General features: G+C 60.2%; 21 protein-coding genes. 12 read left to right on the top strand and 9 right to left on the bottom strand.

From position 1 onward, the window contains the following. Positions 1-124: 124 nt before the first annotated feature. The 6 genes from K289_RS0129100 (at position 125) to K289_RS0129075 (ending at position 7456) form a co-directional block, all read left to right on the top strand. A complete protein-coding gene (locus K289_RS0129100; RefSeq protein WP_027554717.1) occupies positions 125-946 on the top strand; it encodes an ABC transporter ATP-binding protein in 822 nt (273 codons plus the stop codon). Then, on the top strand, positions 943-2874 hold the full coding sequence (locus K289_RS0129095; protein WP_027554716.1) for a long-chain fatty acid--CoA ligase: 1932 nt from the start codon (positions 943-945) through the stop codon (positions 2872-2874). Before K289_RS0129100 ends, K289_RS0129095 begins: the two co-directional genes overlap by 4 nt. A gap of 319 nt (positions 2875-3193) precedes the next feature. Beyond that, positions 3194-4087: a branched-chain amino acid ABC transporter permease gene (locus tag K289_RS0129090; RefSeq protein ID WP_027554715.1), complete on the top strand. Its 894-nt coding sequence runs from the start codon at positions 3194-3196 to the stop codon at positions 4085-4087. Between the two features lie 3 nt (positions 4088-4090). After that, on the top strand, positions 4091-5164 hold the full coding sequence (locus tag K289_RS0129085; protein ID WP_027554714.1) for a branched-chain amino acid ABC transporter permease: 1074 nt from the start codon (positions 4091-4093) through the stop codon (positions 5162-5164). Positions 5165-5207: 43 nt separating this feature from the next. Then, entirely contained in the window at positions 5208-6491 is a 1284-nt protein-coding gene (locus K289_RS0129080; protein WP_027554713.1) for an ABC transporter substrate-binding protein, read from the top strand. 125 nt (positions 6492-6616) lie between these two features. Continuing rightward, positions 6617-7456 (top strand): ABC transporter ATP-binding protein, encoded by an 840-nt coding sequence (locus tag K289_RS0129075; protein WP_027554712.1) that lies wholly within the window; start codon positions 6617-6619, stop codon positions 7454-7456. Between the two features lie 47 nt (positions 7457-7503). Here K289_RS0129075 and K289_RS0129070 read toward each other — a convergent pair whose 3' ends face one another. Further along, the gene (locus tag K289_RS0129070) at positions 7504-8655 is read right to left on the bottom strand and encodes an AGE family epimerase/isomerase (RefSeq protein ID WP_027554711.1); all 1152 of its coding nucleotides are present in this window, start codon (positions 8653-8655) and stop codon (positions 7504-7506) included. An 86-nt stretch (positions 8656-8741) separates the two neighbouring features. Here K289_RS0129070 and K289_RS0129065 point away from each other — a divergent pair, with 86 nt between their 5' ends. Continuing rightward, the gene (locus tag K289_RS0129065) at positions 8742-9965 is read left to right on the top strand and encodes a phenylacetate--CoA ligase family protein (protein WP_027554710.1); all 1224 of its coding nucleotides are present in this window, start codon (positions 8742-8744) and stop codon (positions 9963-9965) included. A gap of 155 nt (positions 9966-10120) precedes the next feature. Here the strand turns inward: K289_RS0129065 and K289_RS0129060 are convergent, their stop codons facing one another. From K289_RS0129060 to K289_RS0129040, 4 genes are all read right to left on the bottom strand, one after another. Continuing rightward, positions 10121-10459, bottom strand: coding sequence for a hypothetical protein (locus K289_RS0129060; RefSeq protein ID WP_027554709.1), 339 nt, complete (start codon positions 10457-10459; stop codon positions 10121-10123). Beyond that, a complete protein-coding gene (locus tag K289_RS0129055; RefSeq protein WP_027554708.1) occupies positions 10459-10857 on the bottom strand; it encodes a hypothetical protein in 399 nt (132 codons plus the stop codon). Before K289_RS0129055 ends, K289_RS0129060 begins: the two co-directional genes overlap by 1 nt. A gap of 389 nt (positions 10858-11246) precedes the next feature. Then, entirely contained in the window at positions 11247-11753 is a 507-nt protein-coding gene (locus tag K289_RS0129045) for an HAD-IIIA family hydrolase (protein WP_027554706.1), read from the bottom strand. A gap of 471 nt (positions 11754-12224) precedes the next feature. After that, positions 12225-13139: a class I SAM-dependent methyltransferase gene (locus tag K289_RS0129040; RefSeq protein WP_035686192.1), complete on the bottom strand. Its 915-nt coding sequence runs from the start codon at positions 13137-13139 to the stop codon at positions 12225-12227. Positions 13140-13499: 360 nt separating this feature from the next. Between K289_RS0129040 and K289_RS0129035 the strand changes: the two genes are divergently transcribed. After that, the gene (locus K289_RS0129035; protein WP_198024790.1) at positions 13500-14396 is read left to right on the top strand and encodes a phytanoyl-CoA dioxygenase family protein; all 897 of its coding nucleotides are present in this window, start codon (positions 13500-13502) and stop codon (positions 14394-14396) included. A 181-nt stretch (positions 14397-14577) separates the two neighbouring features. Here K289_RS0129035 and K289_RS49125 read toward each other — a convergent pair whose 3' ends face one another. After that, positions 14578-15606, bottom strand: a complete 1029-nt coding sequence (locus K289_RS49125) for an FkbM family methyltransferase (RefSeq protein ID WP_156918245.1) — start codon at positions 15604-15606, stop codon at positions 14578-14580. A 474-nt stretch (positions 15607-16080) separates the two neighbouring features. Here K289_RS49125 and K289_RS50770 point away from each other — a divergent pair, with 474 nt between their 5' ends. From K289_RS50770 to K289_RS0129015, 3 genes are all read left to right on the top strand, one after another. After that, a complete protein-coding gene (locus K289_RS50770; protein ID WP_156918244.1) occupies positions 16081-16683 on the top strand; it encodes a hypothetical protein in 603 nt (200 codons plus the stop codon). 381 nt (positions 16684-17064) lie between these two features. Beyond that, entirely contained in the window at positions 17065-17943 is an 879-nt protein-coding gene (locus tag K289_RS45495; protein ID WP_051310927.1) for a hypothetical protein, read from the top strand. Positions 17944-18087: 144 nt separating this feature from the next. Then, positions 18088-18249 carry a hypothetical protein gene (locus K289_RS0129015; protein WP_156918243.1) on the top strand — a complete coding sequence of 54 codons (162 nt, stop codon included), beginning with the start codon at positions 18088-18090 and terminating at the stop codon, positions 18247-18249. Positions 18250-18274: 25 nt separating this feature from the next. Here the strand turns inward: K289_RS0129015 and K289_RS0129010 are convergent, their stop codons facing one another. Continuing rightward, complete coding sequence (locus K289_RS0129010; protein ID WP_027554700.1) at positions 18275-20203, bottom strand: acyltransferase family protein; 1929 nt, start codon at positions 20201-20203, stop codon at positions 18275-18277. 1510 nt (positions 20204-21713) lie between these two features. Continuing rightward, positions 21714-21851, bottom strand: a complete 138-nt coding sequence (locus K289_RS50765) for a glycosyl hydrolase 108 family protein (RefSeq protein WP_156918242.1) — start codon at positions 21849-21851, stop codon at positions 21714-21716. Positions 21852-21911: 60 nt separating this feature from the next. Between K289_RS50765 and K289_RS0128990 the strand changes: the two genes are divergently transcribed. Then, a complete protein-coding gene (locus K289_RS0128990; protein WP_198024789.1) occupies positions 21912-23096 on the top strand; it encodes an acyltransferase in 1185 nt (394 codons plus the stop codon). A gap of 297 nt (positions 23097-23393) precedes the next feature. Here K289_RS0128990 and K289_RS45490 read toward each other — a convergent pair. Next, on the bottom strand, positions 23394-23702 hold a 309-nt coding region (locus K289_RS45490), incomplete at its 5' end, for a LexA family protein (protein WP_371260865.1).

The following is a 23702-nucleotide window of genomic DNA, read 5'->3' as shown; positions in this document are numbered from 1 at the left end:
GAGCGGCACCAAGCCGGTCGAGACCAATAGCTGCATGGCCTCACCGGCGCGGCCGTACTAGGATCGCCCAGGCAGAAGCGGATGAAGAGCGCGGCAAGCGCCATCACCGGGGAGGGATTTGTTGGTGGCGACCAGTCTTGAAGTGCGCGGCGTGTCCTTGCGGTTCGGCGGCGTCCGCGCGCTGACCGATGTCGGCTTCGCCATCAAGGAGGGCGAGCTGTTCTCGATCATCGGCCCCAACGGCGCCGGCAAGACCTCGATCGTGAACTGTATTTCCGGTCGCTACAAGCCGACCGAGGGCCAGCTCTTCTACCAGGGCCGCGACATCACCGCGTTGACGCCGAATGCCCGCGCCTCGCTCGGCATCGGCCGCACCTTCCAGAATCTGGCCCTGTTCCACCACATGAGCGTGCTCGACAACATCATGGTCGGCCGCCATCACCTGCTGAAGAACAATTTCATCACCGGCTCGCTCTACTGGCTCACCGGCGCGCGCAAGGAGGAGCTGGAGCACCGCCGCAAGGTGGAGGAAATCATCGACTTCCTCGATCTCCAGTCGGTACGCAAGGCGACCGCCGGCACCCTCTCCTACGGCCTGCGCAAGCGCGTGGAACTCGCCCGCGCCATGGCGCTGGAGCCGCGCCTCATCCTCCTCGACGAGCCGATGGCCGGCATGAACTTCGAGGAGAAGGAGGACATGGCCCGCTACATCGTCGATCTCAACGAGGAGTTCGGGATGACGGTGGTAATGATCGAGCACGACATGGGCGTGGTGATGGACATCTCCCACCGCGTCATGGTGCTGGATTTCGGCCGCAAGATCGCCGAGGGCGATCCGGCCGCCGTTCTCGCCGATCCCCACGTCAAGCGCGCCTATCTCGGCGAGGAGGACGAGGTGCTGGTCGATCCGGACGATGCGCCCGTACAGACGGAGAGCGCGGCATGATGGATTATGCGGGGCGCGTCGCGCAGGCCGACACCTATCCGAAGATGCTTCGGCTCAACGCGAAGGAGCATGGCGACGAGATCGCGCTGCGCGAAAAGGATTTCGGCCTCTGGCGCCCGTTCACCTGGAACGACTACCAGAGGCGGGTGCGCGATTTCGCGCTCGGCCTCGTCGAACTCGGCCTCGGCCGGGGCGACGTCATCGGCATCATCGGCGACAACCGGCCGGACTGGGTCTCAGCGGAAGTGGCGACCCACGCCATTGGAGGCTTGAGCCTCGGACTCTATCGCGACGTTCTGGATGAGGAGGCCTCCTACCTCCTCAACTACGGCGAAGCCCAGCTCGTCTTCGCCGAGGACGAGGAGCAGGTCGACAAGCTGCTCGCGCTCGCCGAGCGCGTGCCGCAGCTGAAGCACATCATCTATTCCGATCCGCGCGGGATGCGGAAATATGACGATCCGCGGCTGATGTCGGCGGAGAAATTCGCCGAGCTCGGCCGGGCGCGGGCTGCGCGAGAGCCGGAGCTTTATGATCGGCTTGTGGATGCGACCAAGGGCGAGGACGTCGCGATCCTCTGCACGACGTCGGGCACCACCTCGCATCCGAAGCTCGCGATGCTCGCCGCCGGCCGCGTGCTCGGCCATTGCGCGACCTATCTCGCCTTCGACCCCAAGGGTCCCGACGACGAATACGTCTCGGTGCTGCCGCTGCCGTGGATCATGGAACAGGTCTACGTGCTCGGCAAAGGCCTCCTGTGCCGGATGAAGATCAACTTCGTCGAAGAGCCCGACACCATGATGAACGATCTGCGCGAGATCGCCCCGACGTTCGTGCTGTTTGCACCGCGCGTATGGGAATCGATCGCCGCCGACGTCCGCGCCAAGGTGATGGACGCGACGCCCTTCAAGCAGCGCCTGTTCGACCTCGGCATGAAGACGGGTCTCGCCGCGCTCGAACAGGGCAAGCGTTCGGGCTTCGCCGACATGATCCTGTTCCGCGCGCTGCGCGACCGGCTCGGCTTCACCCGCCTTCGCTCGGCGGCCACCGGCGGCGCGGCGCTCGGGCCTGAGACCTTCAAGTTCTTCCAGGCCATGGGCGTGCCGCTGCGCACGCTCTACGGCCAGACCGAGTTGCTCGGCGCCTACACGCTCCATCCCGAGGGCAAGGTCGATCCCGATACCACCGGCGTGCCGATGGCCGACAGCGTCGAGATCCGCATCGACAACGCCGACGTCCACGGCGTCGGCGAGATCGTGGTGCGGCATCCCAACATGTTCCTGGGCTACTACAAGAACCCGGAAGCGAGCGTCGCCGACATCAGGGATGGCTGGATGTTGTCGGGTGATGCCGGCTATTTCAACGACAACAGGCAGCTCGTCGTCATCGACCGCATCAAGGATCTCGCCGAGACCTCGCGCGGCGAGCGCTTCTCGCCGCAGTTCATCGAGAACAAGCTGAAATTCTCGCCCTATATCGCCGAGGCCGTGGTGCTCGGCGCAGGCCGCGACGCGCTCGCAGCGATGATCTGCATCCGCTATTCGATCATCTCGAAATGGGCGGAGAAGAACCGGCTCTCCTTCACGACCTACAGCGACCTCGCCTCGCGACCCGAGGTCTATGCGCTGCTTCAGAAGGAAGTCGAGACCGTCAACGCCACACTGCCGCCGGCGCAGCGCATCTCGCGCTTCCTCCTGCTCTACAAGGAGCTCGATGCCGACGACGGCGAGCTCACCCGCACGAGAAAAGTGCGCCGCGGCGTCATCAGCGAGAAATACGAAGGCATCATCGACGCCATCTACCGCGGCGACGCCGACATCCCCGTCGACACCGTCATCCGCTTCCAGGACGGCACCACTCAGCGCGTGCGCACCACGCTACGCGTGGTGGACCTCGGCAACCACGGCCCCACGGCGGAGGCGGCGGAGTGAGCTTGCTTTCAGTCCAAAGCACACTGCCAATTGATATGCCCTCTCCCCCTGTGGGAGAGGGCAGCTCCGCCATCAACCACAAGCACACTCGGGTGAAGGGTCCTCTCTCGGCACCGCCACTACCGAAGCAACCCCTCACCCGACTTCGCTTCGCGAAGCCACCCTCTCCCACAAGGGTAGAGGGGCGGCGAAGTGCCTCCACTCAAACGGTCGTCATGCGCGGGCTTGACCCGCGCATCCATCCTCTTCCGAACAGGCTTCCTTCCACATTGATGGATTGCCGGGTCAAGCCCGGCAATGACGAGCTGGGTCAATCGAAATGAACATCGCCCTCCTCATCCAGCTCCTGGTCAACGGCCTCGTGGTCGGCACGCTCTACGGCGTGGTCGCGATGTCGTTCGTGCTAATCTACAAGGCGACGCAGGTCGTCAATTTCGCGCAAGGCGAACTGTTGCTGGTCGGCGCCTGGGTGTGCTGGGCACTGCTCGCGAAATACCAGGTGCCGTTCTGGATCGGCATGCCGATGACACTGGTCTTCATGTTCGTGTTCGGTATCGCGATCCAGGTCCTGATCCTGCGGCCTATGATCGGCGAACCAATCATCTCCGTGATCATGGTGACGATCGGCCTCTCCACCGTGTTCCAGGCGGCGCTGAAATGGATGTTCGGCGTCAACCCGCAGCCGTTCCCGCGCGTGTTCGAGAGCCAGTCGGTCAATCTGTTCGGACTTCAAATCCAGACCGTCTATGTCATGAGCCTCGTGGTGTCGGTCGCCATGATGATCGGCATGGCCTGGTTCTTCCGCGCCTCCAAGTACGGCCTTGCGATGCGCGCCACCGCGTTCAACCAGCAGGTGGCGCAATCGCTTGGCATATCCGTCAAGAGCGTGTTCGCGATGGCCTGGGCGATCTCTGCGACCGTGTCGGCGGTCGCGGGCGTCGTCGTCGCCGTCGTCAATGGCGTGTCCTCGGGGCTTGCGGGCTACGGCATCAAGGTGTTTCCGGCCGCGATCCTCGGCGGGCTCGATTCCGTCGGCGGCGCCGTGCTCGGCGGCATCATCATCGGGCTTCTGGAAAACATCGCCCAATATGTCGACAGCCAGTATTTGCACTGGGGCAATCTCTACGAGATCGCACCGTTCTACGTCTTGATCATCGTGCTGATGATCAAGCCTTACGGCCTGTTCGGCACCCACGACATCGAGCGGATCTGACCCATGGCTGGCCCTGCCCTCATCCCTGCCGGTGACTTCCGCACCTCCTACGCGGCCGACACCACGATCTTCCCGACGAAGACCAGCCGCAATTTCGCCATCGCCGGCGTGCTGCTGCTTTGCCTCGCCCCGCAATTCTTTGGCGGATACTGGCTCAGCATCCTGATCCAGATCGGCATCTTCTCGATCGCGGCGCTCGGCCTGAACATTCTGGTCGGCTTCACCGGGCAGATCTCGATCGGACATGCCGCCTTCTTCCTGCTCGGCGCCTTCACCTCGGCCTACATCTCCAACAACGCGCCGATCCCGGTGTTCTTCGCGATCCCGCTCGCGGGCGTGATCACCGCGCTGGTCGGACTGATCTTCGGCATCCCGGCGGCGCGGCTGAAGGGACTTTATCTGGTCATCGCGACGCTCGCGGCGCAGTACATCCTGCTCGACTTCTTTTCCCGCGCCGAATGGTTCTCCGGCGGCTCGGTGCCGGCGAGCGCCGAGCCGTTCTCGATCTTCGGCTACACGCTGCGCGGTGATAAGCAATATTTCTACGTCGTGCTGGCTTATGTGCTCGCAAGCTACATTCTCGTCACCAACCTGATGCGCACGCGCGACGGCCGTGCGCTGGTGGCGATCCGCGATCACTATCTCTCCGCCGAGATCATGGGCATCAACCTCACCAAATACCGCACACTGTCGTTTGGCCTCGCCGCTTTCTTCGCCGGCATCGCCGGCGCGCTCTATGCGCACTACCAGCTCGTGGTCTCCCAGGAGGGTTTCGGCATCGAGCGCTCGATCCTGTTCCTGGCCATGATCATCATCGGCGGCACCGGCTCGATCATGGGCACGCTGATGGGCACCGCCTTCGTGGTGCTGCTGCCGGAATCGATGGAGTGGCTGAGCCTGCATTTGAAGGGCGGCGCGATCGATCAGGCCCTCTCGCTCAACACCAACATCACCTTCCTGCGCGAGATCGCGATCGGGCTCATCATCATCGCGTTCCTGATGTTCGAGCCGGACGGGCTTGCGCATCGGTGGCGGCAGATCAAGGCCTATTGGAAACTCTACCCGTTCTCGCATTGAGCGCGGCAACTTCACTTAAAACGATAACAGGAGGAACCAGCCCATGAAGACGAAATCGCTCTTGAGCACCGCATCGCTCGCGCTGGCGATCGCCGCATTCTCGGCGAGCGCGCAGGCGCAGATCGCGATCGGGCATCTCGCCGATTATTCCGGCGGCACCTCCGACGTCGGCACGCCCTACGGCCAGGCCGTCGCCGATACCTTCGCCTGGGTCAACAAGAACGGCGGCGTCGGCGGCAAGCAGGTCAGCGTCGACACCAACGACTACGGCTACCAGGTGCCGCGCGCGATCGCGCTGTACAAGAAGTGGTCGGCGCCCGACGGCAAGGTCGCCGCGATCATGGGCTGGGGCACCGCCGACACCGAGGCGCTGACCGGCTTTCTCGCCCAGGACAAGATTCCCGACATGTCCGGCTCCTATGCCGCGGCGCTGACCGATCCGGAAGGCACGAGCGGCAAGGCCAAGCCGGCGCCCTACAATTTCTTCTACGGCCCGAGCTATTCGGACTCGCTGCGCGCGATGCTGATGTGGGCGGCCGAGGATTGGAAGGCCAAGGGCAAGCCCGGCAAGCCGAAATTCGTGCACATGGGCGCCAACCACCCCTACCCGAACGCGCCGAAGGCGGCCGGCGAAGCCATGGCGCAGGAGCTCGGCTTCGAAGTGCTGCCGCCGCTGGTGTTCGCGCTGACGCCGGGTGACTACAGCGCACAGTGCCTGAGCCTGAAATCCTCCGGTGCCAATTACGCCTATCTCGGTAACACCGCGGCCTCGAACATTTCGGTGATGAAGGCCTGCAAGACCGCCGGCGCCGACGTGCAGTTCCTCGGCAATGTCTGGGGCATGGACGAGAACGCCGCCAAGACCGCGGGCGATGCCGCCGACGGCGTCATCTTCCCGCTGCGCACCGCCGTGAGCTGGGGCGGCGATGCGCCCGGCATGAAGACGGTGATGGAGATCTCGAAGATGTCCGACCCCACCGGCAAGGTCTATCGCCCCGTGCACTACATCGCGGCGGTCTGCTCGGCGCTCTACATGAAGGAGGCGCTCGACTGGGCCGCCAAGAACGGCGGCGCCACCGGCGACAACGTCGTGAAGGGCTTCTACCAGAAGAAGGATTGGGTACCGGCCGGCATGGAAGGCGTCTGCAATCCATCGACCTGGACCGAGAAGGACCATCGCGGCACGCTGAAGGTCGACCTCTATCGCACCAAGGTCGCGGGCGCGACCGACGGCGACCTCAACGACCTCATGGCCAAGGGCACGATCAAGCTCGAGAAGGTCAAGACCATCGAGCTCCCGCGCAAGCCGGAATTGCTGGGGTGGTGACCGCAATCTCGGACGTCATGGCCGGGCTTGTCCCGGCCATCCACGTCTGACCACTCGGCACGAAGTACGTGGATGCCCGGGACAAGCCCGGGCATGACGAGCGCAGCAAATTGGCGGCACACAACATGACCGAAGCCCTCGAAGCAACCCGCGCCAAGCCGACCGCCGTCGCGCCGGCTCCGCTGCTCAGCGTGCGCAACATCGAGGTCGTCTATGACGACGTCATCCTGGTGCTGCGCGGCCTCAGCCTCGACGTTCCCAAGGGCGCGATCGTGGCGCTGCTGGGCGCCAACGGCGCCGGCAAGTCGACGACACTGAAAGCGATCTCGGGGCTGCTCAAGACCGAGGACGGCGAGGTCACGCGCGGCGAGATCCTGTTCGAGGGCTCCGCCATCGCCGGCATCGATCCCGACAAGATCGTGCGCCGCGGCATCTTCCAGGTGATGGAGGGCCGGCGCATCGTCGCCGACATGACCTCGCTGGAGAATTTGAAGCTAGGCGCCTTCACCCGCCGGGACCGCGAGGTCAATGCCGATCTCGACATGGTCTTCAACTATTTCCCGCGCCTGAAGGAGCGTACCGGGCTTGCCGGCTATCTCTCCGGCGGCGAGCAGCAGATGCTGGCGATCGGCCGTGCGCTGATGGCGCGCCCGAAGATGATCTTGATGGACGAGCCCTCGATGGGCCTGTCGCCGCTGCTGGTGAAAGAGGTGTTCTCGATCATCCAGAAGATCAACCGCGATCTCGGCGTCACCATCCTGCTGGTCGAGCAGAACGCGCGCGCCGCGCTTTCGGTGGCGAGCCACGGCTACATCATGGAGCAGGGCAAGGTCGTGCTCGACGGCACCGCGGACGAACTGCGCGACAACGAGGACGTCAAGGAATTCTATCTCGGCGGCGCAGGCGACCAGCGCAAGAGCTTCAAGAACCTGAAGAGCTTCAAGCGGCGCAAGCGCTGGCTTTGACCGTAGCGTTTTCAAGCGTGAAGGAAACGCGTCAAGACAAAAGAGTCCTAGCTCAGCACCAGCTCCGCTTCCGTGACTGCGCAGAGAACATGATAGAACGACGAAGCAGGAATGGTGTCGACCAGCGACGCGCCGTCGCGATCGAACTGATCGTACCAGCCGCCTCTCACGGCATGGCTGAGATAATGTCGTTCGAGCCGCACCAGCGCCGCGCGCGCTTCCTCCGCCGCACCCGCTTCGCCCGACTCGGCCTGCGCGATCCACGCCTTCGCCATCTCGGTCTGCGGCCACAGCCGGCGCGTGCTGCGGCGGATGTTGCCGGCATCATCGCCCTCGTCGACGAGACAGCCGGTCGCCTCATCGCGGTAGCGCAGCGCAGTGGCCAGGAGCTCGGCTCGCCGTTGTCCGGTCGGACATCCCGTGATGCGCTCAAAACCCTTGAGCAGCCAGACCCACTCGGCCTGATGGCCCGGCTCGACGCTGACCGGCTCGATCTTCGACCAATCCTCCTCGAAATACTCCGTCAGGATCCGCTTCTGCTTGTCGTAGAGATTGGCGAGGAACAGCGCGAAGAACTCGCCGGCACGATTCTGGAACGACAGGTCGTGCGTCGCGTCGAAGCACGCGATCATCGCCTCGAACAGGTGCATGTGCGGGTTCTGCCGTCGCGGCAGCGAGACCGGCAGGCTTTCGTGGACACCGCCGTGCGGCGAGCGCAAATGACCGTCGAGGAAGGCGAGCAGCGCATCGATCTCGGCGCGAACCTGCACGTCCCGGTCCAGCGCATAGACGGCGGCCAGTGCAAACAGGATGAAGGCATGATCGTAGGCGTCGCGCCGGCCGTCCAGCACCGCACCGTCGGGCGTCAGCCGGTGCACATAGCCGGGCCGGCCGTCGGGCGCCTTGGCCTTCGCCAGCAGGTGCTCCAGCCCCTTCAGCGCAATGGCGCGGCCGTCCGCGTACCAGCCCATCTGCGCCGCCTTGGCGTAGCACCAGATCTGGCGCGCCTGCACGAACACACGCCGCGGCGCGGCCGTATCCGCCGTGCCATCGCGGTGCAGCCGGTCGACGAAGCCGCCTGCGGCATGGTCCCAGCCGATGGTCGACCACAACGGCAGCGCCTCGTCCATCATGCGGCGCTTCAGGCGCGCGACGACATCCGCCGTCTCCTCCGCCGCAACGATCCGTTCGTCCGCCACCTTAACCTCTCCAGGCCACCGCAATTGCCGTCTGATACCGATGCCGGCGGCGGCGCGCAACGGATGCCACCCCCCGAGGACCAGCCATGACCGCCCATTACGACGCCCTGGAGACGCGCGAGGCAGCCGCGCGCGAGGCCGAGCTGTTCTCCCGCCTGCCGGGGGTGCTGCGGAGCGCGATGGCCGCGCCTGCCTATGCCGAGCGGCTCGGGGGCGTCGACCCGGCCTCAGTGACCTCCAGAGCGGCGCTGGCGCGCCTTCCGGTGCTGCGCAAGTCGGAACTGCCGGCCCTGCACAAGGCCTCCCAGCCCTTCGGAGGCTTCGTGGCGGCTGCCCCCGGCGCGTTCGCCCGGCTGTTCACCTCCCCGGGTCCGATTTTCGAGCCGGAGGGGCGGCAGGCCGATCCCTGGCGCGGCGCCCGGGCGCTTTTCGCGGCCGGGTTCCGGGAAGGCGATGTGGTGCTCAACACCTTCAGCTACCACCTCACCCCCGGCGGCTTCATCTTCGATGCCTCGGCGCGCGCGCTCGGCTGCGCCGTGATCCCGGCCGGCCCGGGCAATACGGAAGCGCAATTCGAGCTGATCGAGGCCTACCGGCCGGTCGGCTACAGCGGCACGCCGGACTTCCTGAAGATCCTGCTCGATGCTGCAGCAGCCTCCGGCCGCGATGTTTCCTCGATCAAGCGCGCATTGGTCTCGGGCGCCGCGTTCCCGCCCTCGCTCCAGGCCGAGATCAAGGCGCGCGGCATCGACGCCTACCAGGCCTTCGGCACCGCCGATCTGGGTCTGATCGCCTTCGAGACCGAAGCGCGCGAGGGCATGGTCGTGAACGAGGATCTGATCCTGGAGATCGTCAAGCCCGGCACCGGCGATCCCGTTGCGGAAGGCGACGTCGGCGAGATCGTGGTGACCTCGCTCGACCCGCACCATCCCTGGATCCGCCTCGCACTCGGCGACCTCACTGCAGCGCTGCCCGGCCCCAGCAAATGCGGCCGCACCAACATGCGCATCAAGGGCTGGATGGGCCGCGCCGACCAGACCACCAAGGTCAAGGGCATGTTCATTCGCCCCGAGCAAATCGCCGAGATCGGCAAGCGCCACCCCGCCCTCGGCCGCCTGCGCCTCGTGGTCACCCGCGAGCGCGAGACCGATGCGATGATCTTGAGGGCGGAAACGGGCGCGCCAAGCGACGCGCTGCGCGAGGAGCTCGCCGCCAGCTTGCGCGCGGTCACGAAGCTCGGCGGGAGCGTTGAGCTGGTGAGCCCTGGTTTGCTGCCGAACGACGGCAAGGTGATTGCGGATGAACGGTAGGAGCGCATGGCTTCCTGCCGGTCTTCGTCGCGGGTTCCGCAATTGGGTTCGTTCTGCCAAATTTGCACAAGCTGTGGTCGGGTCGTCTATAGGCCGACTTTCGCTCTCTAGGATTGGGTTCGTTCTGTCAAAACTGAAGTTTGCAAATCAATCACCTATTTCTTGCGCAGCGCCGAGGCACTACGCTTGGCATAGCGCTCCAGAACGTCCAGTCGGCGTACGAGGTGATCGACGCCTTTACCATCGCCTTCCCATAGTTGCGTTTCGATCTCAAAGGTGAGTTTGACCCGCTCGGCCTCAATGCGCGAAACCCGCTCGGACAACGCTTCAAGATCGAGGCCAGCTTCGGACATCGCACCTTGATTTCCAAGCGCTGCCGCCAAGCCGTGGCGGAGCGCGTTCATCCTGGAGCGCGCTTTGCCTGACGCGGTCCGCGGTCCGGTGCTACTCGCCGCGTTCCTCCTGTTGGCGGCGATCTGCTTTTCGGTCGCCATTAGTTTGCCTCGTGCTTACCGATCGCCTCAGACCGCACACGGGAGACAGCGCCAAGCGCCGCCTTGCGCAGTTCCTCGGCGCGCTTGGCATCGCGGCGATCAATCTCCTTCAAAAACGCCATCAGCTGCTTCTGGGCAGCATTGATCTGGCGATCGATCGATGTGAGCGAGGGCAGCGCGAGCTGAAATGCCTCAATGTCAATCGCGTCCGGTGTATAGCCTACGCGAGTGAACCGCGCCTCGACCTTGTTCTTGCCCTCCTTGGTTGCAAAGTACTCCTTCCTGCGGTCGTAGATCTCGAAAGAGCCGATGGAACCGGGCTCGGTCTCACCATCTGCCAGGCGGATCAAGCTCACGACGGCCTCGGGGCGCATGTGCGAGATGATGGCGCTGCGCACGCGCTCAAGTCCGATGGTACGAAATGTCAGCGTTGTCGCCTGAAAACAGCATGACGTACTCGGCGGCCGGGCGGTGGCCGCCCTGAACCGCCGCCGCCAATTCGTGGAAGAGTGACCTGAATTCGGCGGCACTTTCGTTCGGGCCGATCGGTGGATGGTCGAGCTGGCTCTGGATGAAGCTCGGGATGGGCTGCGATTGCAGGATCGCTTGCGGGGATTGGCTCGGAACGGGACCACGGACATGCATGGCAAGCATACACCGCGCGAAGAAGCCGGACGATCGGGCAATGCACCCTGGTTCAGCGCCAGTCATTCTCGGCAGGTACGGTATGTCGATTGAACGTTCGCCGATCTTGGGGCTTGACGTCGGAACGTATTGAGATTCTATTTTATCTATCGTGTAGTCGGCTCTTGACGAAGAGTTCTAGTTCCGAACCGTCGAAAAGGTAGCCGCGCATCCCGGCTCTTGTCGCCGCCTCAACGTCCGTGAGCTTATCTCCAATGAGAAAGCTTCGAATGGGATCAACCTGGAAGCGTTCCATAAGGGTCGTAATCATGCCCGGCCCGGGCTTTCGGCAGTTGCACGACCTACGATAAAGCTCGACGGTGGCCTCGGGATGATGCGGACAATACTCGAAAGCATCGATGCGGGCGCCGATTTCGGCAAGCTCCTCTGCCATCCACGCGTGAAGAGCTAGGATATCGGCTTCCTTGTACAACCCTCTCGCAACGCCCGACTGGTTGGTAATCACGAACGCCAGATATCCGGCATCGTTGACTGCCTTTACGGCTTCCCGCGCACCCGGCGTCCACCTGAACTTCGCTCTCTCGTAGAGATAGCCGATGTCCTCGTTGAGGACGCCATCACGGTCAAAAAAGACGGCGGGTCTCTTCATTATCGCACACTTACGGACCGAAGCAGGCATTGCGATCGAATTCCTGTCGCGCCAACTGCGTTCGTCGAAGAACCGCGCAAGAAGCCCACGGCCTTATGCTGGCGATCTGCTTTTCGCATTCTCTTGCCGATAAAGTCCATCTGCGGCAAAGCTATAGTCGAATAAAACCTACGCTGCAGCTGGATGGGCATGGCATGGTCGTGGCCAAGAACTTCTATCCAGCAGCTACACTCCATAGTAGCCGCGATACAACTTGACGAACTTGCCAATTCCGGCGCTGGAAGAAACCTCGACTTCATCCGCCATACTGTTGCTTTTCAACGAACGTATTCTTGCTCGACCCGTTGCTGCGCTTTTAGGAGCGTTTCTCGATTTACTTGTAGACGGATCCGCGCCGGTCGACTGAATGCATATCGGAAGCATTCAGCTAACCCTTCTAGAGCAGGCATTCTGCTGGTGGAGAACAAACGATCAGCGCTTAACAGCGTTGGCCACTACACCGTTGCTACCATAGAATACACTGATGTCAGTTAATCCTTCGCAGCGGGCAACTAACTCGCGGACCTCTTCAAGGGTGCGAGGCGTATCATAAACTGGCGATAGCGCGTCGAACGTGTCGAGGATCGCCCACTCCAGTCGTTGCCGACTGTTCAGACCCGATCGGAGGTAATTCCAGCAGGGAATCATGGTCAGCGCAGCGATTTTCGGACCAAAGTAGGGAATACGTTGGATTAGTGTGTTGATAGGAAGCCAGACCGGCATATAGGCACGGATAATGCGCAGAAGCTTGTCCGGCTCCATGCCAACCGTCCAGCGGCGCCAGAAGTATTTCGGCTGATTGAACGGGTCGAGCGCTGATGTCTTCAGATAATGATCGATGCTGATGCGGCCACCGGGCTTCAGCTTTGAGACAAGCGATCTGATAGCCTTCTCAGCATCCGGAAGATGCTGAATAACGCCATAGCAGAACACGAAATCGAAAGATCCGTCCGGCACCGGAATGTCATAGATGTCCGCGCGCAGGAACGTCACGTCGCCCTTCCAGGCATTGTTCTCCCTGTTGACATTGATCGCAACCGACGCATCGAACGTAGTGACAATGGCGCCCGCGTCTAACAAAATTTCGGTGAAGCGTCCGGCCCCAGATCCAGCTTCGAGAATCGACTTGCCATAGAGTTCCTTCGGCTTCCATCTCGTGTTCGAGAAGAACCGCGTCAGCGTGAGGGAGAGGCCGGTGTGGCTGTCTAACTGCGTCGTCTTGAATTTAGCCCACTGGAAGCCAAAGCTCTCGCTAGAGCTTGGTTGTGACGGCCTGGAGCCTGGCCGGCTCCTCAAATCGGTCGCTGCGGAATCCGCCGGTTCTGTTTCAGATAGAGGAGAGTTCATTTGCCGTCTCGGAGATTTGCTTCACCCATTTAGCACCGCCGCCCCGCACTTAACAGTCGATCGACGTTCCCAAATCGTTTCATACAGAGCAGCGTCGTCAAGCACCTCCGACAGGAGCGCAACATCGAACTGCTCAAAGCTGAGAAGGCTCGAAATGCTATGGCCGCCATAAAAAACGGCATTTTCGGAACGCCCTCCTCGACTTTTCCGACTAGGTCTTCACTGTGGTCGCCGCCCTAGATTTCGCAGCCCGTCTAGATCAGATGCCTACTCTTTACAATGCAGCCAAACCGGCGGCTGCAAGTGTTAGTTGCGAAAAACTGCTTCCTGGTCTATACGGCGGCCGACAGGGGAGGAGCGATGTACCAGGAAACGGATTGGTCGGCGCTGCGTGACGCGGTAACAACGCAGGGCGGAATTGTGATACCTAATTTCCTGTCCACCCACACGGTCGCTTCGATCGAAAAGGAGATCGGTCCTTGGCGCAAGCAGATTAACTTCAACGATATCTACGGATCGAGCATTCTCGGCAGCAATCGTTGGATTCAGCATCTCGGCATCGCCAGCCTGTCCGCGCTGAAGCTTGCCCTAGATGAGCGAATTCTTGAGCTGATGGAATCGATCTTTGGCGAGCCTTGTCTCCTGGCCGAGTTCAGCTATCAGGAGAAAATCGAGCCCGATCCGTCGCATCTCAAGATGCATACCGACTTCGACGGCGGCATTTTGATCTTCTATTATCTATCAGGAGTTGACTCCGAAGTCGGTAGCACTCGCTTCATTCCGGGTACCCATGAAATCGGCGGTTCGTTGCAGACCGATGGAAAGCCCTTTATCGACGAAAAACATTACGTTCCTCGTATGAAAGATATTCAGCAGGTGCACGGCGGACCCGGAACGGCGTTCGTCTTCGACCAGGACGTCTGGCATGACCTACCGCCGGTGAAAAAGGCCGGCCGTCGCGTGATCTGGTGCTTATACCAACCGCAGAGCCATCCTCAATGCGCGATTGATCACCTCTATCGCCAAAGCTTCCTTGCCGCGCTAAACGATCGGCAAAGGCAAGCATTCGGCATCGGGCAGCCAGCGTTCGGGCGTCTAGGTTATTTGCGATCCATCGGTCGGCGGCTTTGGATTGGCGACGTCAAACTAGCGGCCAAATATGCGCTCAAGCACCGCCATATCGGTCGCGAACCGACACTTGTCAAAACGGCACCGCTTCGGCTGCCGCGCGTGCGGGCGCCCCGGCCCAGCAAATAGAAGCCTGCACTTCCTCACTAGGGGAAGTGGTGAATCATGCTTGGCGCAGTTCAGGTCCCTGGCTTCGACAGAACACCGCACGGAATCTTCGGACTGCAGTGGACCGAGTTCCCTGCCCAAGAGGCGGCCTTGTGCACCATTACAAGGCACCGTGCGGCGCGTTGGCCGCGCAGCATGACCGCTAAAGTCTGGATCCAACCATTGACGGAAGAGAATTCCAACTTCGCCTGATTCTCTGCACGGTCCACGCTTTAGAGGCGGCTTCCTCAATTGCGTCTATCTCATCGGATGTATTGAGGTTGGCTTCTCGCAGCAAAGAAAGCGCGAACGAGATAAATCCGAGAGCCATACTGATTGCAGCAAGCCTCTGTTTTATCTCTGGCAACATTTCGGTACGGTCAGGATCAAGCACAAAAATGGCGTCACCAGCCATGAGCATGCGACGATCGGCACTTTTAGGCACTCTGGCGCTTGCATGACGACGATAAGTCGGATGGCCTAGATCGAGATCAAGTAGACGATAGCCGTGAGCGTTAAGAACGACTTGCTGGTCGCCGAGCAGCCCATGATTATGGTAGTATGGAAAAGTCTGAAACTCAGAATATATAACGAGGGCGCGATGCTCCCGGAGGAGACGGCGAGCGCCCTCCAAGCATTTGGCTTCACCCCCCTCAACATCGAGCTTGAGAAGATCTACGGTTCGATTCCCTACGATGTTGTCTAATGTATCACAGACCACCTTGTCCGTGCTCAGAAGCCGGGTATGCACTTCATGGAATGATCCAAAAGGGCCCTTGTCCAAGAAAACAGCATCGGCAACTGGCTGGACCGATTCACCCATCAACGTGCAGAAGTTGGGTCCTGAGGTAAGATAGAATGTCCGCTCCTCCTTCTGGTCCCACATCGCCACCGGATGGTATTCCTCAACCTTGAAACGAGAAATATCTGCGCCGTGGGCTAGAGCGTCCGTCCGACCATCGCGCAACTTTTCAAATTCCGTCCTGCTCGGCTCGAAGCCGATCAGGTGCGCGCGGCCTGCGAAGGATGACGGGAGTAGGCTCATTCCATTCCGAGCACCGACATCGACAACGATCGGAAGGCATTCTGCGCGATCAAGCGGGGCAAAAACGATAGCCCCAATCGTGAGAGCATTCCTGGTCCCGAAGTCCAGCGGATTTCGTCGCAGATGACGAATGAGACGTCTGATCACCCTTGCCTCTCTATTCTCTTACAGGACTACAAGTTACAATCTCTTCTCTACAAGCATTTTCCCCGCCACAGGAATGCGCTACGTGGATATCGGTCCACCACTGGCTGGGGCCATCTTGCAAGCTGCCTGGTTCCACCTCTTGCGCTCACGCCACGGTTGCGAGAGCATTGATAGTTGAACGGGATCGCGCTGAGCGCGAAAAGAAATGAGCCAACGAACAACTCCCTCGCATCTAATTTTTTTGGAGGACATCCCGATACGGATTGGGGACGAGCTCTTGCGATTTGTTACAGCATTGTCGGGCTGGGCGGCATCCTACTACTAGGACTCATGATCTTAGTCGACCCGTATGATAGCGGCGCCTCGGGTTACTCGGGATCCATGGCACGACGATGCCTTTCCTTCGAAGGCAAAGGTCAGCTAGGCACGTGACCAAGATTTGACTCCGGAGTTTTCGGCAACTCGATCGGCCGGTTGATCAGGCCGGATAAGCTTTCCGAGACCACTGACAAGCAGTTCGTTCAGCTCGTCATCCCCGGTTCGCTGCCCGACGGACAATTGGCCGTATTGGACTTCTTTTTGAGGCATCATACCCATCCCAGCGCACTGGTCGTTCTTATCGATGATCCCTGGTGCGCACATAGCTCTGTACGCGCGCCCGGCGACGTCTTCCCTTACTGGCTGTATGGCGACAGCAATCTGCGCTACTTCAGTCACCTCCTGAATCGGCGCACCATCGAGCTGACCGCCCGACGCATCAAGATCGGGCGAGGCTGGGGTACGCACAACCGACACGATGGCTTCGCTGACTACGAGGAAATTCCTCGGCAAGAGAAGCACAGGCCAGACGAAACGCCGCGACCAGCCTCTTCGCCGTATGGCGCTCCGGTAAGTGATACTTTCCCGTACAGAGACGAGCTGAAGGCGGTCACCGACCAGCTTGCTCCGGATGTGGGGGTGGTGCTTGTGGTGCCACCGAATTTCCACTGTCTTGCCCGCACCTGGCACGCAAGAAGCTCGGGAGCGCGCGGCCTGCAATTCCGCATTCCGCGCTCTTGTCGCCGGTCGTCCGCATAGCAACCTCATTGACTATCGGATTGACAATGATCTGACTCGAGATCCCGCGACGTTTGGGCCGGCCTTGCCGCAAAGCATCCTGACGGCGATCAGCGGCCCCGCCTCGAGGCCTGACCCGCGGCAAGGGGAACCTCGGGTCCCCTGCGCAAGAATCGCTGCGCGTCGCTTAAACGCGACCCGATCGCCACCCGTCCAATGAGACGCCTAGAAAAACCAGCGATGACGCAGCTTCGCCAGGCTGCCCCGGAAAGTCGCTGTATTGCAGTCATTTGCGACCGGGCGAATGCCGGTCTTTTTCTTCCGCTCGTCGCATTAGCGCCCCGTATTGACTGTTGAATGTTTGAATGTTTCTTCTTTTCCGGTCCGAGAGCGGAACACGAGATGGCCCAAGAGATAAAATCGCTCGCTATAGCCACAGCTCCCTTCGCTGAGAAACCGCGCCATGCGGGAAAGTTTCGGCGCTTGCTGGCTCGACTATCCTCGCTTCCCTCAAGAGCAATCGACAAGATCGAATGGTTCGGCCTGACCACGCAAAAAATCGCAAACACTTTGCGTTTCGAGCATTTTTGGCGTGAGAAGATTGCGAAAGATCATCGCGTGACGATCGTACCGACGTTCAACAAGACAACCGGAAAGCACCCCATTTGGAATGTCGCGATAAACTGGATCAACGCGAATTCCGCGTCGGGCACGATCCTTGAGTTGGGCACCAACAATGGCGGGTCACTGAAGTATTTCGTCGATCACCTGCCACAGACATTTCGTTTGGTTGGTTTTGATTGCTTCGAGGGTCTGCCGGAATCCTGGGATGGATTGCCGGCCGGATCGATCAAAGGCTTTGGTGGTCCCGTTGAATTATGGGCGGATGAGCCCGAAAAGCGCCGTGAGGTCGTCGCGAACCTTGAACGCGGGATTATGTTTCCGCCGCCCCCACAACCAAACGTCGAGATCGAGTCGGGCCTGTTCAGCGAGTCGGTGACGCGCTATCTGATCAGGAGCGGGTGGCCTCGCGATTTGCGGTTCATCCATTTTGATGCAGATCTGTACATTTCGACCCGACCTGTCCTGGACACGATCTGCGGGACGCTCAGATATCGATATCTGATTTTGTTCGACGAGTTCTACTCGGTGAACCACGAATTCAAGGCGTGGTCTGAATTCGTGGATCTTTACAAACTTTCGGATTGGCGTGTGCTCTCGGCCAGCGAGGACGGCTCCCAGCTATTGATCGAAATGAATGTGCACGCTCCTCTCGGTTGAACGATCGCGATCGAGCGGCCCCCATGAGTCGCAACTTCGCTTTCTAGCAATTCTGGATAGACGTCGCCTATTGCAACCAAGAATTTACGATTCTTTAATGAAGCTTTGCTCAATGTTAACGATGCCGAATCGAGGGGCCGATTCATGCTCGTGGACGTGGTGCAGAACTTCGAGACATTCCTCCACACTGACACGGTGATGTACGGTGCCGCCGCCGTAGGGCTCTGCGCTTTCGTAGGGCTGTACTACGTCGGCGAGTATCTGTTCGGCGACCGAGATCCCGAGCTGGATTTCTCGTCCGACTAGCCCCTTCTGCTGGCTGGCTGAAGGTTCAGTCACCGGTAGTACCTATGAAGTCGAGGATTAGAGGTTCAGCCCGGCGTCCGACGAACCGGCTTCCTGCGACCGAGAAGTGCTCATCGTCGTAGTAGAGCGAAACGTCATTCTCGCGGTTGATGCAGGTCTCGCCGCACAGATAGTCCTCCGGACGTAGCAGGGTCACATTGTTGAGGTGACGATCACGGACCCGCTGGAGCATCGCGTTTATCGATGCAGTGCGTTCTCTGACCTGCGCGAGCGTCGTCTCCGGGCACTCGGGGCGCATTTTGCCCATCAACATCGAGCGCTCATAACTGGCGCCATTGATAGGACAAGCAAGCGGCACCTGTTCACCGATCAGGAGGAAGCGTCGGCTGTGGCCACCGAGCCGAGCCATTGTCCGCTCGATTGCGGTCTCGAAGGCTCCGTTCATCTCGTCCTGCGTGCTGACGAGGGAGCCGTCCGGTAGTCTGAGCGGCGCGTAGCCGGTCCAGGCCTGACCGATAATGATCGGCGTCATTTCGCTGGCCAGCCGATCGAGCGTGCCTTCACGAAGACCAGCACAGTCGCGCGTCTTGTTCTCGCTGGAGCTAGTCAGGCCCTCCAGCATGAGACACCCGAAACTGGGCGGAGCATAGCCGGCTCGGTTGAGCCTCTTCAGTATCGGGTCAAGAGCACCAACGTACTGGTTCACCAAACTGTCGCCGAGGATCTCAACGGCGCGCGCCATGCCCGTCGCGCCGAACAGGCAGCCATCGCCACTGACGGTCTTGCACGGCGCCATGCCAAACTGCTCGAGCTGCTTGCGGGCGAGTTGCTCCGGCGAAAGCCGGGCCGGCCAGCCTTGCTGCTTGTACGCCATCAAGGCGGTGCCGACGATAGAAAGACCGACGATGCAACAGGAAGCCACAAATCGCACATTTGAAGGCCGCCTTCGGCGGAACAGCTGCTCGACCCACATGTACATCGAGGTCGCGATCACAAACATCAATCCAAACAGGCCGGCGATCTCAATTGAGCCCATCGGCCCGGACTGAAATTGCCGATAGAAGAATAGAGTGGGCCAATGACACAGATAGAGCGAATATGAAATCAAGCCTATGCTGCGCAGCGGCCAAGCACTCAGAGCGGCCGCTAGCCGCGACTGCGCGCCTGATAAGATGATCAGCGCGGCGCCCCCACACGGGACCAGCAGTGCGCCTGGCTGAAGTGGCTTAGCGCCAGGAGGCAGCCAGAGTAGGATCAGCACGGCGAGAGAGCCAACGCCAAAGAGAGCGTCCGCAGCTCGAGGTTCGAACCTCCTTTCCGCGAATAGCACTGCGACGCCCAGGCAAAACTCAAATATCCGACACTGAGGCAGGAAGAATGCCGCGGATGGATCGATTGCGTGGGTGATGATGGCGGTGAGCAGAGAGAGCGCACCAATCGCGCCAACGGCAAGCGGAATACGATGGGTGCCAAGCTTCCTTTGAGTAACGAGCAAGAGAGCCGGCCAAACTAGGTAGAATTGCTCCTCGGCGGAAAGCGACCAGACGTGCAGCAGACCAAGCTGGTCCGATGCTGCCGCGAAGTACTGCCGTGACTCCCGCCAATATTCGACGTTGGAGATTGAGAGGACCGCCGATGTGGTCTCCTTCGCCAACGAGCGGAGCGCCTCTGGAGAAAACAGCGCGACGCCAACCGCGAAGGTGGCAAGGACCGTGAAGTAAAGCGCTGGCAGGATTCGCCGAGCTCGACGGAGGTAGAAGTCGGCGAAGGAAAACTGCTCTGCGCCGACTGCCAACAAAATGTTGCGGCTTATCAGATAGCCAGAAATGACAAAGAATATATCGACGCCAATGAAGCCGCCTGGAAGCGCGTTGGGAACCGCATGAAAGGCGATAACCGCCAGGACAGCTATAGCGCGCAGGCCGTCGATGTCTGGGCGGTACGTATTTCGCAACCCGGTCTCTGTGTCTCAATTCTAGAGAGACACGTTGGGTAACACTCCACTTTGGTTCCGACAAGCATTAGAAATGCCCGTTAACGCTTGTACTACGGCTTTCGACGGGTGGCCTAGGGCCCGCAACGGCGCCAGACCTCAGTGATCTGAGCTTTGGGTGGGATCGCTGTGAGCGGCGTCACCGACGTGTGGCATGCCCCTTGCTCGATTGGAGTGCACTGGGATTTCAGCGCTCAGTTTGAGAATAAACGCTGCCGGGACATGAATTTTCGAGCCCCACAGCGTTCTATTTCGAGACCAGTGCGACAGCCGCCGCCGATGCGCGGCCAGCCGCTGCCGGCTGCGCTTCCTCTGCGATCGGCGCCGACGCTTCATTCGCGTCCCGCCTTGTAGCCGGCGATGTATGTGCTGAGCAAATCCTCGAGCATGCCCTTCGTGTGAAAGATCGCAAAGGCCAATTGCTCATCAAGGCCGTCGGTGTCCGACATGACTCTCGGGCGCCAATTCAGCGCTTGACCACAGCCTTCATACGTCGCTGGCTAGCAGAACTCGAGACGGATCTGCATGCCATGAATGTCCGCCACGGTAACGCCCAGGCACCATCGAACGAAACCAAACAAGCAAAGACCGTCCAAACCGAATAGCCCACAATGTCGACCGCGAGCCGTATCGATTTGTGGCGGAAGGCGAATGAATTTGTGAAACAAGCTCCCCTCGGCCATGGTGCCGGGAGACGCTTCCCTGGAGGCAGACAGGCCCTCTCCATACGGCCAGGCCATTCCTGATCCTCACAATCAGTTTCTCGCGATCGCTATTCAGGCCGGCCTCTTGGGCACAGCAGTCTTAATGGTCATGTGGGCGGTGTACCTCAATTTCTTCATGGGCCGAGCTGTTCCTCACCTTTCGGGCAGGCCGTCGTGGTTCAAAACGTCCTAGGATCGCTGTTCGATAGTCAGCTCTCCCAGGTCACGCGGGGCATTGTATTGCTTGGCCGAGGGGCTTCTTCGACGCGAGCCGTTGGCGCTGCGAGAATCCGATCGCGATATGCCTGCTGCGGTCCAAGAGTGCCTGGCAAGTGAATAGATCCGCCATTTTTTTTCGACCGTGACGGCGTCCTCAACGAGTACATCGGCTACCCCTCGAGAGCGGATACATGCCGACGAGGCGCAATACGTCTCGCGCGCCCTGCGAGAGCACCGGCAGGATAGCTTCGCAAAGTGCCGTCATGTCCACGATTGTCTCCTATCCGCAGCCCTTGCCGAGCGGGTTTGCCGCCCAACGCAAAAAGAAATGAACGGACAATCCACCCGCGAAACATCCGTGGGCGAATATCGCAAGAGTCCATTTCGCGCCGATCGTCGAGATCGTGTCGGATTGACCGGGGTGAATCAACGCCTCTGTTTCGAAATACTAGAACCATGCGATGATGAAGATCGGGCCGATCAGCTAGTGTCAGGCTTTCTTCATGCCGACACCATCTCGAATCGTCCACATCGCATTTACTGCCACGTCAGATGTCGGTCCCGACGGCAGGCTGTCGCACCACGGATTCCATGGACGCCCAATTATGCTCGGCGCACCAGGCGTCGTATTCCCGCTGGGTGATGCCCCGGGAGGTCCGGCCGCCGTGGTCCCGCCGGGTCGTCATCGTCGCCGCTCTCGGATTGAAGGGAGGAATCTCAGGCTGGCGTCGAAGTTGGAAGCGGCCATGGCTGTCCTTTCGGTTTCAGGGGCAGACCTCGTCATAGGTGTGGCGACTAACAACGCACCACGGCCATTGCTAGGGACAATCCTCCATGGTAGCGGTAGCCAACCATTCAATCAGGGCGGGGAATTCAGTGCTCACATGAACAGGCACTATGACGCGCTTGACGCGGTTCGCTTTGTTGCGGCCATTGTTGTAGCCCTTCATCACGATTCGGTTCCCATCCTGATGGATTATCTGGGCCATTATGGATTTGATTCCGCTGAAACCCTTTACCGGAGTGCCCTCTTCGGTACAGCAGCTGTCAGCATATTCTTCATTGTCTCGGGCTTCTGCATTCACGCCCCCTACGTCGAGGCGCCGCCAGTGAGTTGGAGGGCCTATTTTGCGAGGCGATATATTCGCATCGTGCTCCCCTTCTGCGCGATCCTGATTCCAGCTTTCTTCCTCGGCGTCAGCTACAATCCCTACGCGGGCTTTATAACCTGGAGCCTGATCTGCGAGATTGTGTATTACTCGCTCTACCCCATTCTAAGAGGCGCTTGGCGCAGGTTCGGATGGGTGCCAATTATCATTATAAGCTATACGATCAGCTATTGGTGCCTAGGAATTCCGTCTTTGGTCGACGAAGGCGGCGCAGCCTTCTTTGCCCTCCTCAGTCTGAGAGACGTTCTCCACAATCTGCCGATCTGGCTTCTGGGATGTCTGCTCGCAGACCTCGCGGTGCGACGTCGCTCCGTCCAGATTGGCCTTTTGATCTGGCCATCGCGCGCAGTGTTGGCGCTTACTATGTTTGCGACTGGATGGCTTCACTACACTCAGACTGTTCACTACATTTATTCACTTCCGGTGGCCGCGCCGATCTTTGCAATGTGCATCTGGTGGGAGATCCACGCCAATGCGGCCGCATCAGTTCTCGTTCGTGGCGGCCGTTGGAGCTACTCGCTCTACCTAGTTCACCCAGTTGCGTTTTACGGCATCATGCCGCATTTGCAGATCTTCGCGAACAATAAGCAATGGGCCTTCGGCGTTCTGATTTGCCTTATTGTCGCCTACGCCTTCTACAGAGCTGTCGAACTCCCAAGCCATCGTTTGGCTCGTCGGATTCACGACAAAATACTGAATCGATCAAGACAGCTAGTTCAGGATACCAACACAAGCAAAGCCAGTGCCACAGCTATTGGCTGAACCCTTCACCGTGCCGGTGGGAAACCAATCCACAATGGTGGCGGTATCCACGATCGGCATGATTACGAACCTCAAAAAACGCTTCCAGGTTGATCTTGTTCGAAGCTTTCTTATTGGAGATAAGCTCACCGACGTTGAAGCGTGCGGAGATACGCGGCTACCTCTTCGAAGGTCCGGATCTCCAGCAATTTGTCAAAAGTCGCTTGCCTCGCGACGAGTGAGGACCCACCTCACTCAGCCTCCCGCCCTCCTTGGGACCATAAAAGCTTCTCCCGATGGTGATCGACTAGTGGCTCGTCACAGTGGTTTTGACGGTTTGATACCGAGCCAATCTAGGATCGGCAAGTTTTCTGGTGGCACGAGGATTTCGATGCTTCTGGGGGCACCGGCTTGACGGCGAATGAGGCCGTTGCGTTCGAGCGTGACAATCATCTGATGGACTGAGGGCGGGCTGACGCCGAAGTGGCGCTGCATATCGGTTTCGGCAGGCGGCCGTCCGAACATGTACGAGTAGGTATAGATGAAGGCCAGGTAGTGGCCCTGCTTTTCAGTAAAGTGCGCGGCGCCTGATTTTTGACTCATCGATCGATTCGTCCCGGGCCTCCG

The sequence above is a fragment of the Bradyrhizobium sp. Cp5.3 genome (assembly GCF_000426265.1).
GTDB classification, from domain to species: Bacteria; Pseudomonadota; Alphaproteobacteria; order Rhizobiales; family Xanthobacteraceae; genus Bradyrhizobium; species Bradyrhizobium neotropicale.
Note: the sequence above shows the minus strand (reverse complement) of the source record. Positions and strands in the feature narration are given on the sequence as shown.

Bases quoted from the DNA above. Each gene is read 5' to 3' on its own strand.
- K289_RS0129060 (WP_027554709.1), bottom strand. From the start codon at position 10,459: ATGGCGACCGAAAAGCAGATCGCCGCCAACAGGAGGAACGCGGCGAGT.
- K289_RS0129040 (WP_035686192.1), bottom strand. From the start codon at position 13,139: ATGAACTCTCCTCTATCTGAAACAGAACCGGCGGATTCCGCAGCGACC.
- K289_RS0129095 (WP_027554716.1), top strand. From the start codon at position 943: ATGATGGATTATGCGGGGCGCGTCGCGCAGGCCGACACCTATCCGAAG.
- K289_RS50765 (WP_156918242.1), bottom strand. From the start codon at position 21,851: ATGACGACCCGGCGGGACCACGGCGGCCGGACCTCCCGGGGCATCACC.
- K289_RS0129090 (WP_027554715.1), top strand. From the start codon at position 3,194: ATGAACATCGCCCTCCTCATCCAGCTCCTGGTCAACGGCCTCGTGGTC.
- K289_RS0129080 (WP_027554713.1), top strand. From the start codon at position 5,208: ATGAAGACGAAATCGCTCTTGAGCACCGCATCGCTCGCGCTGGCGATC.
- K289_RS0129085 (WP_027554714.1), top strand. From the start codon at position 4,091: ATGGCTGGCCCTGCCCTCATCCCTGCCGGTGACTTCCGCACCTCCTAC.
- K289_RS0128990 (WP_198024789.1), top strand. From the start codon at position 21,912: ATGGCTGTCCTTTCGGTTTCAGGGGCAGACCTCGTCATAGGTGTGGCG.
- K289_RS0129035 (WP_198024790.1), top strand. From the start codon at position 13,500: ATGTACCAGGAAACGGATTGGTCGGCGCTGCGTGACGCGGTAACAACG.
- K289_RS0129075 (WP_027554712.1), top strand. From the start codon at position 6,617: ATGACCGAAGCCCTCGAAGCAACCCGCGCCAAGCCGACCGCCGTCGCG.
- K289_RS0129045 (WP_027554706.1), bottom strand. From the start codon at position 11,753: ATGAAGAGACCCGCCGTCTTTTTTGACCGTGATGGCGTCCTCAACGAG.
- K289_RS0129065 (WP_027554710.1), top strand. From the start codon at position 8,742: ATGACCGCCCATTACGACGCCCTGGAGACGCGCGAGGCAGCCGCGCGC.
- K289_RS45495 (WP_051310927.1), top strand. From the start codon at position 17,065: ATGGCCCAAGAGATAAAATCGCTCGCTATAGCCACAGCTCCCTTCGCT.
- K289_RS0129015 (WP_156918243.1), top strand. From the start codon at position 18,088: ATGCTCGTGGACGTGGTGCAGAACTTCGAGACATTCCTCCACACTGAC.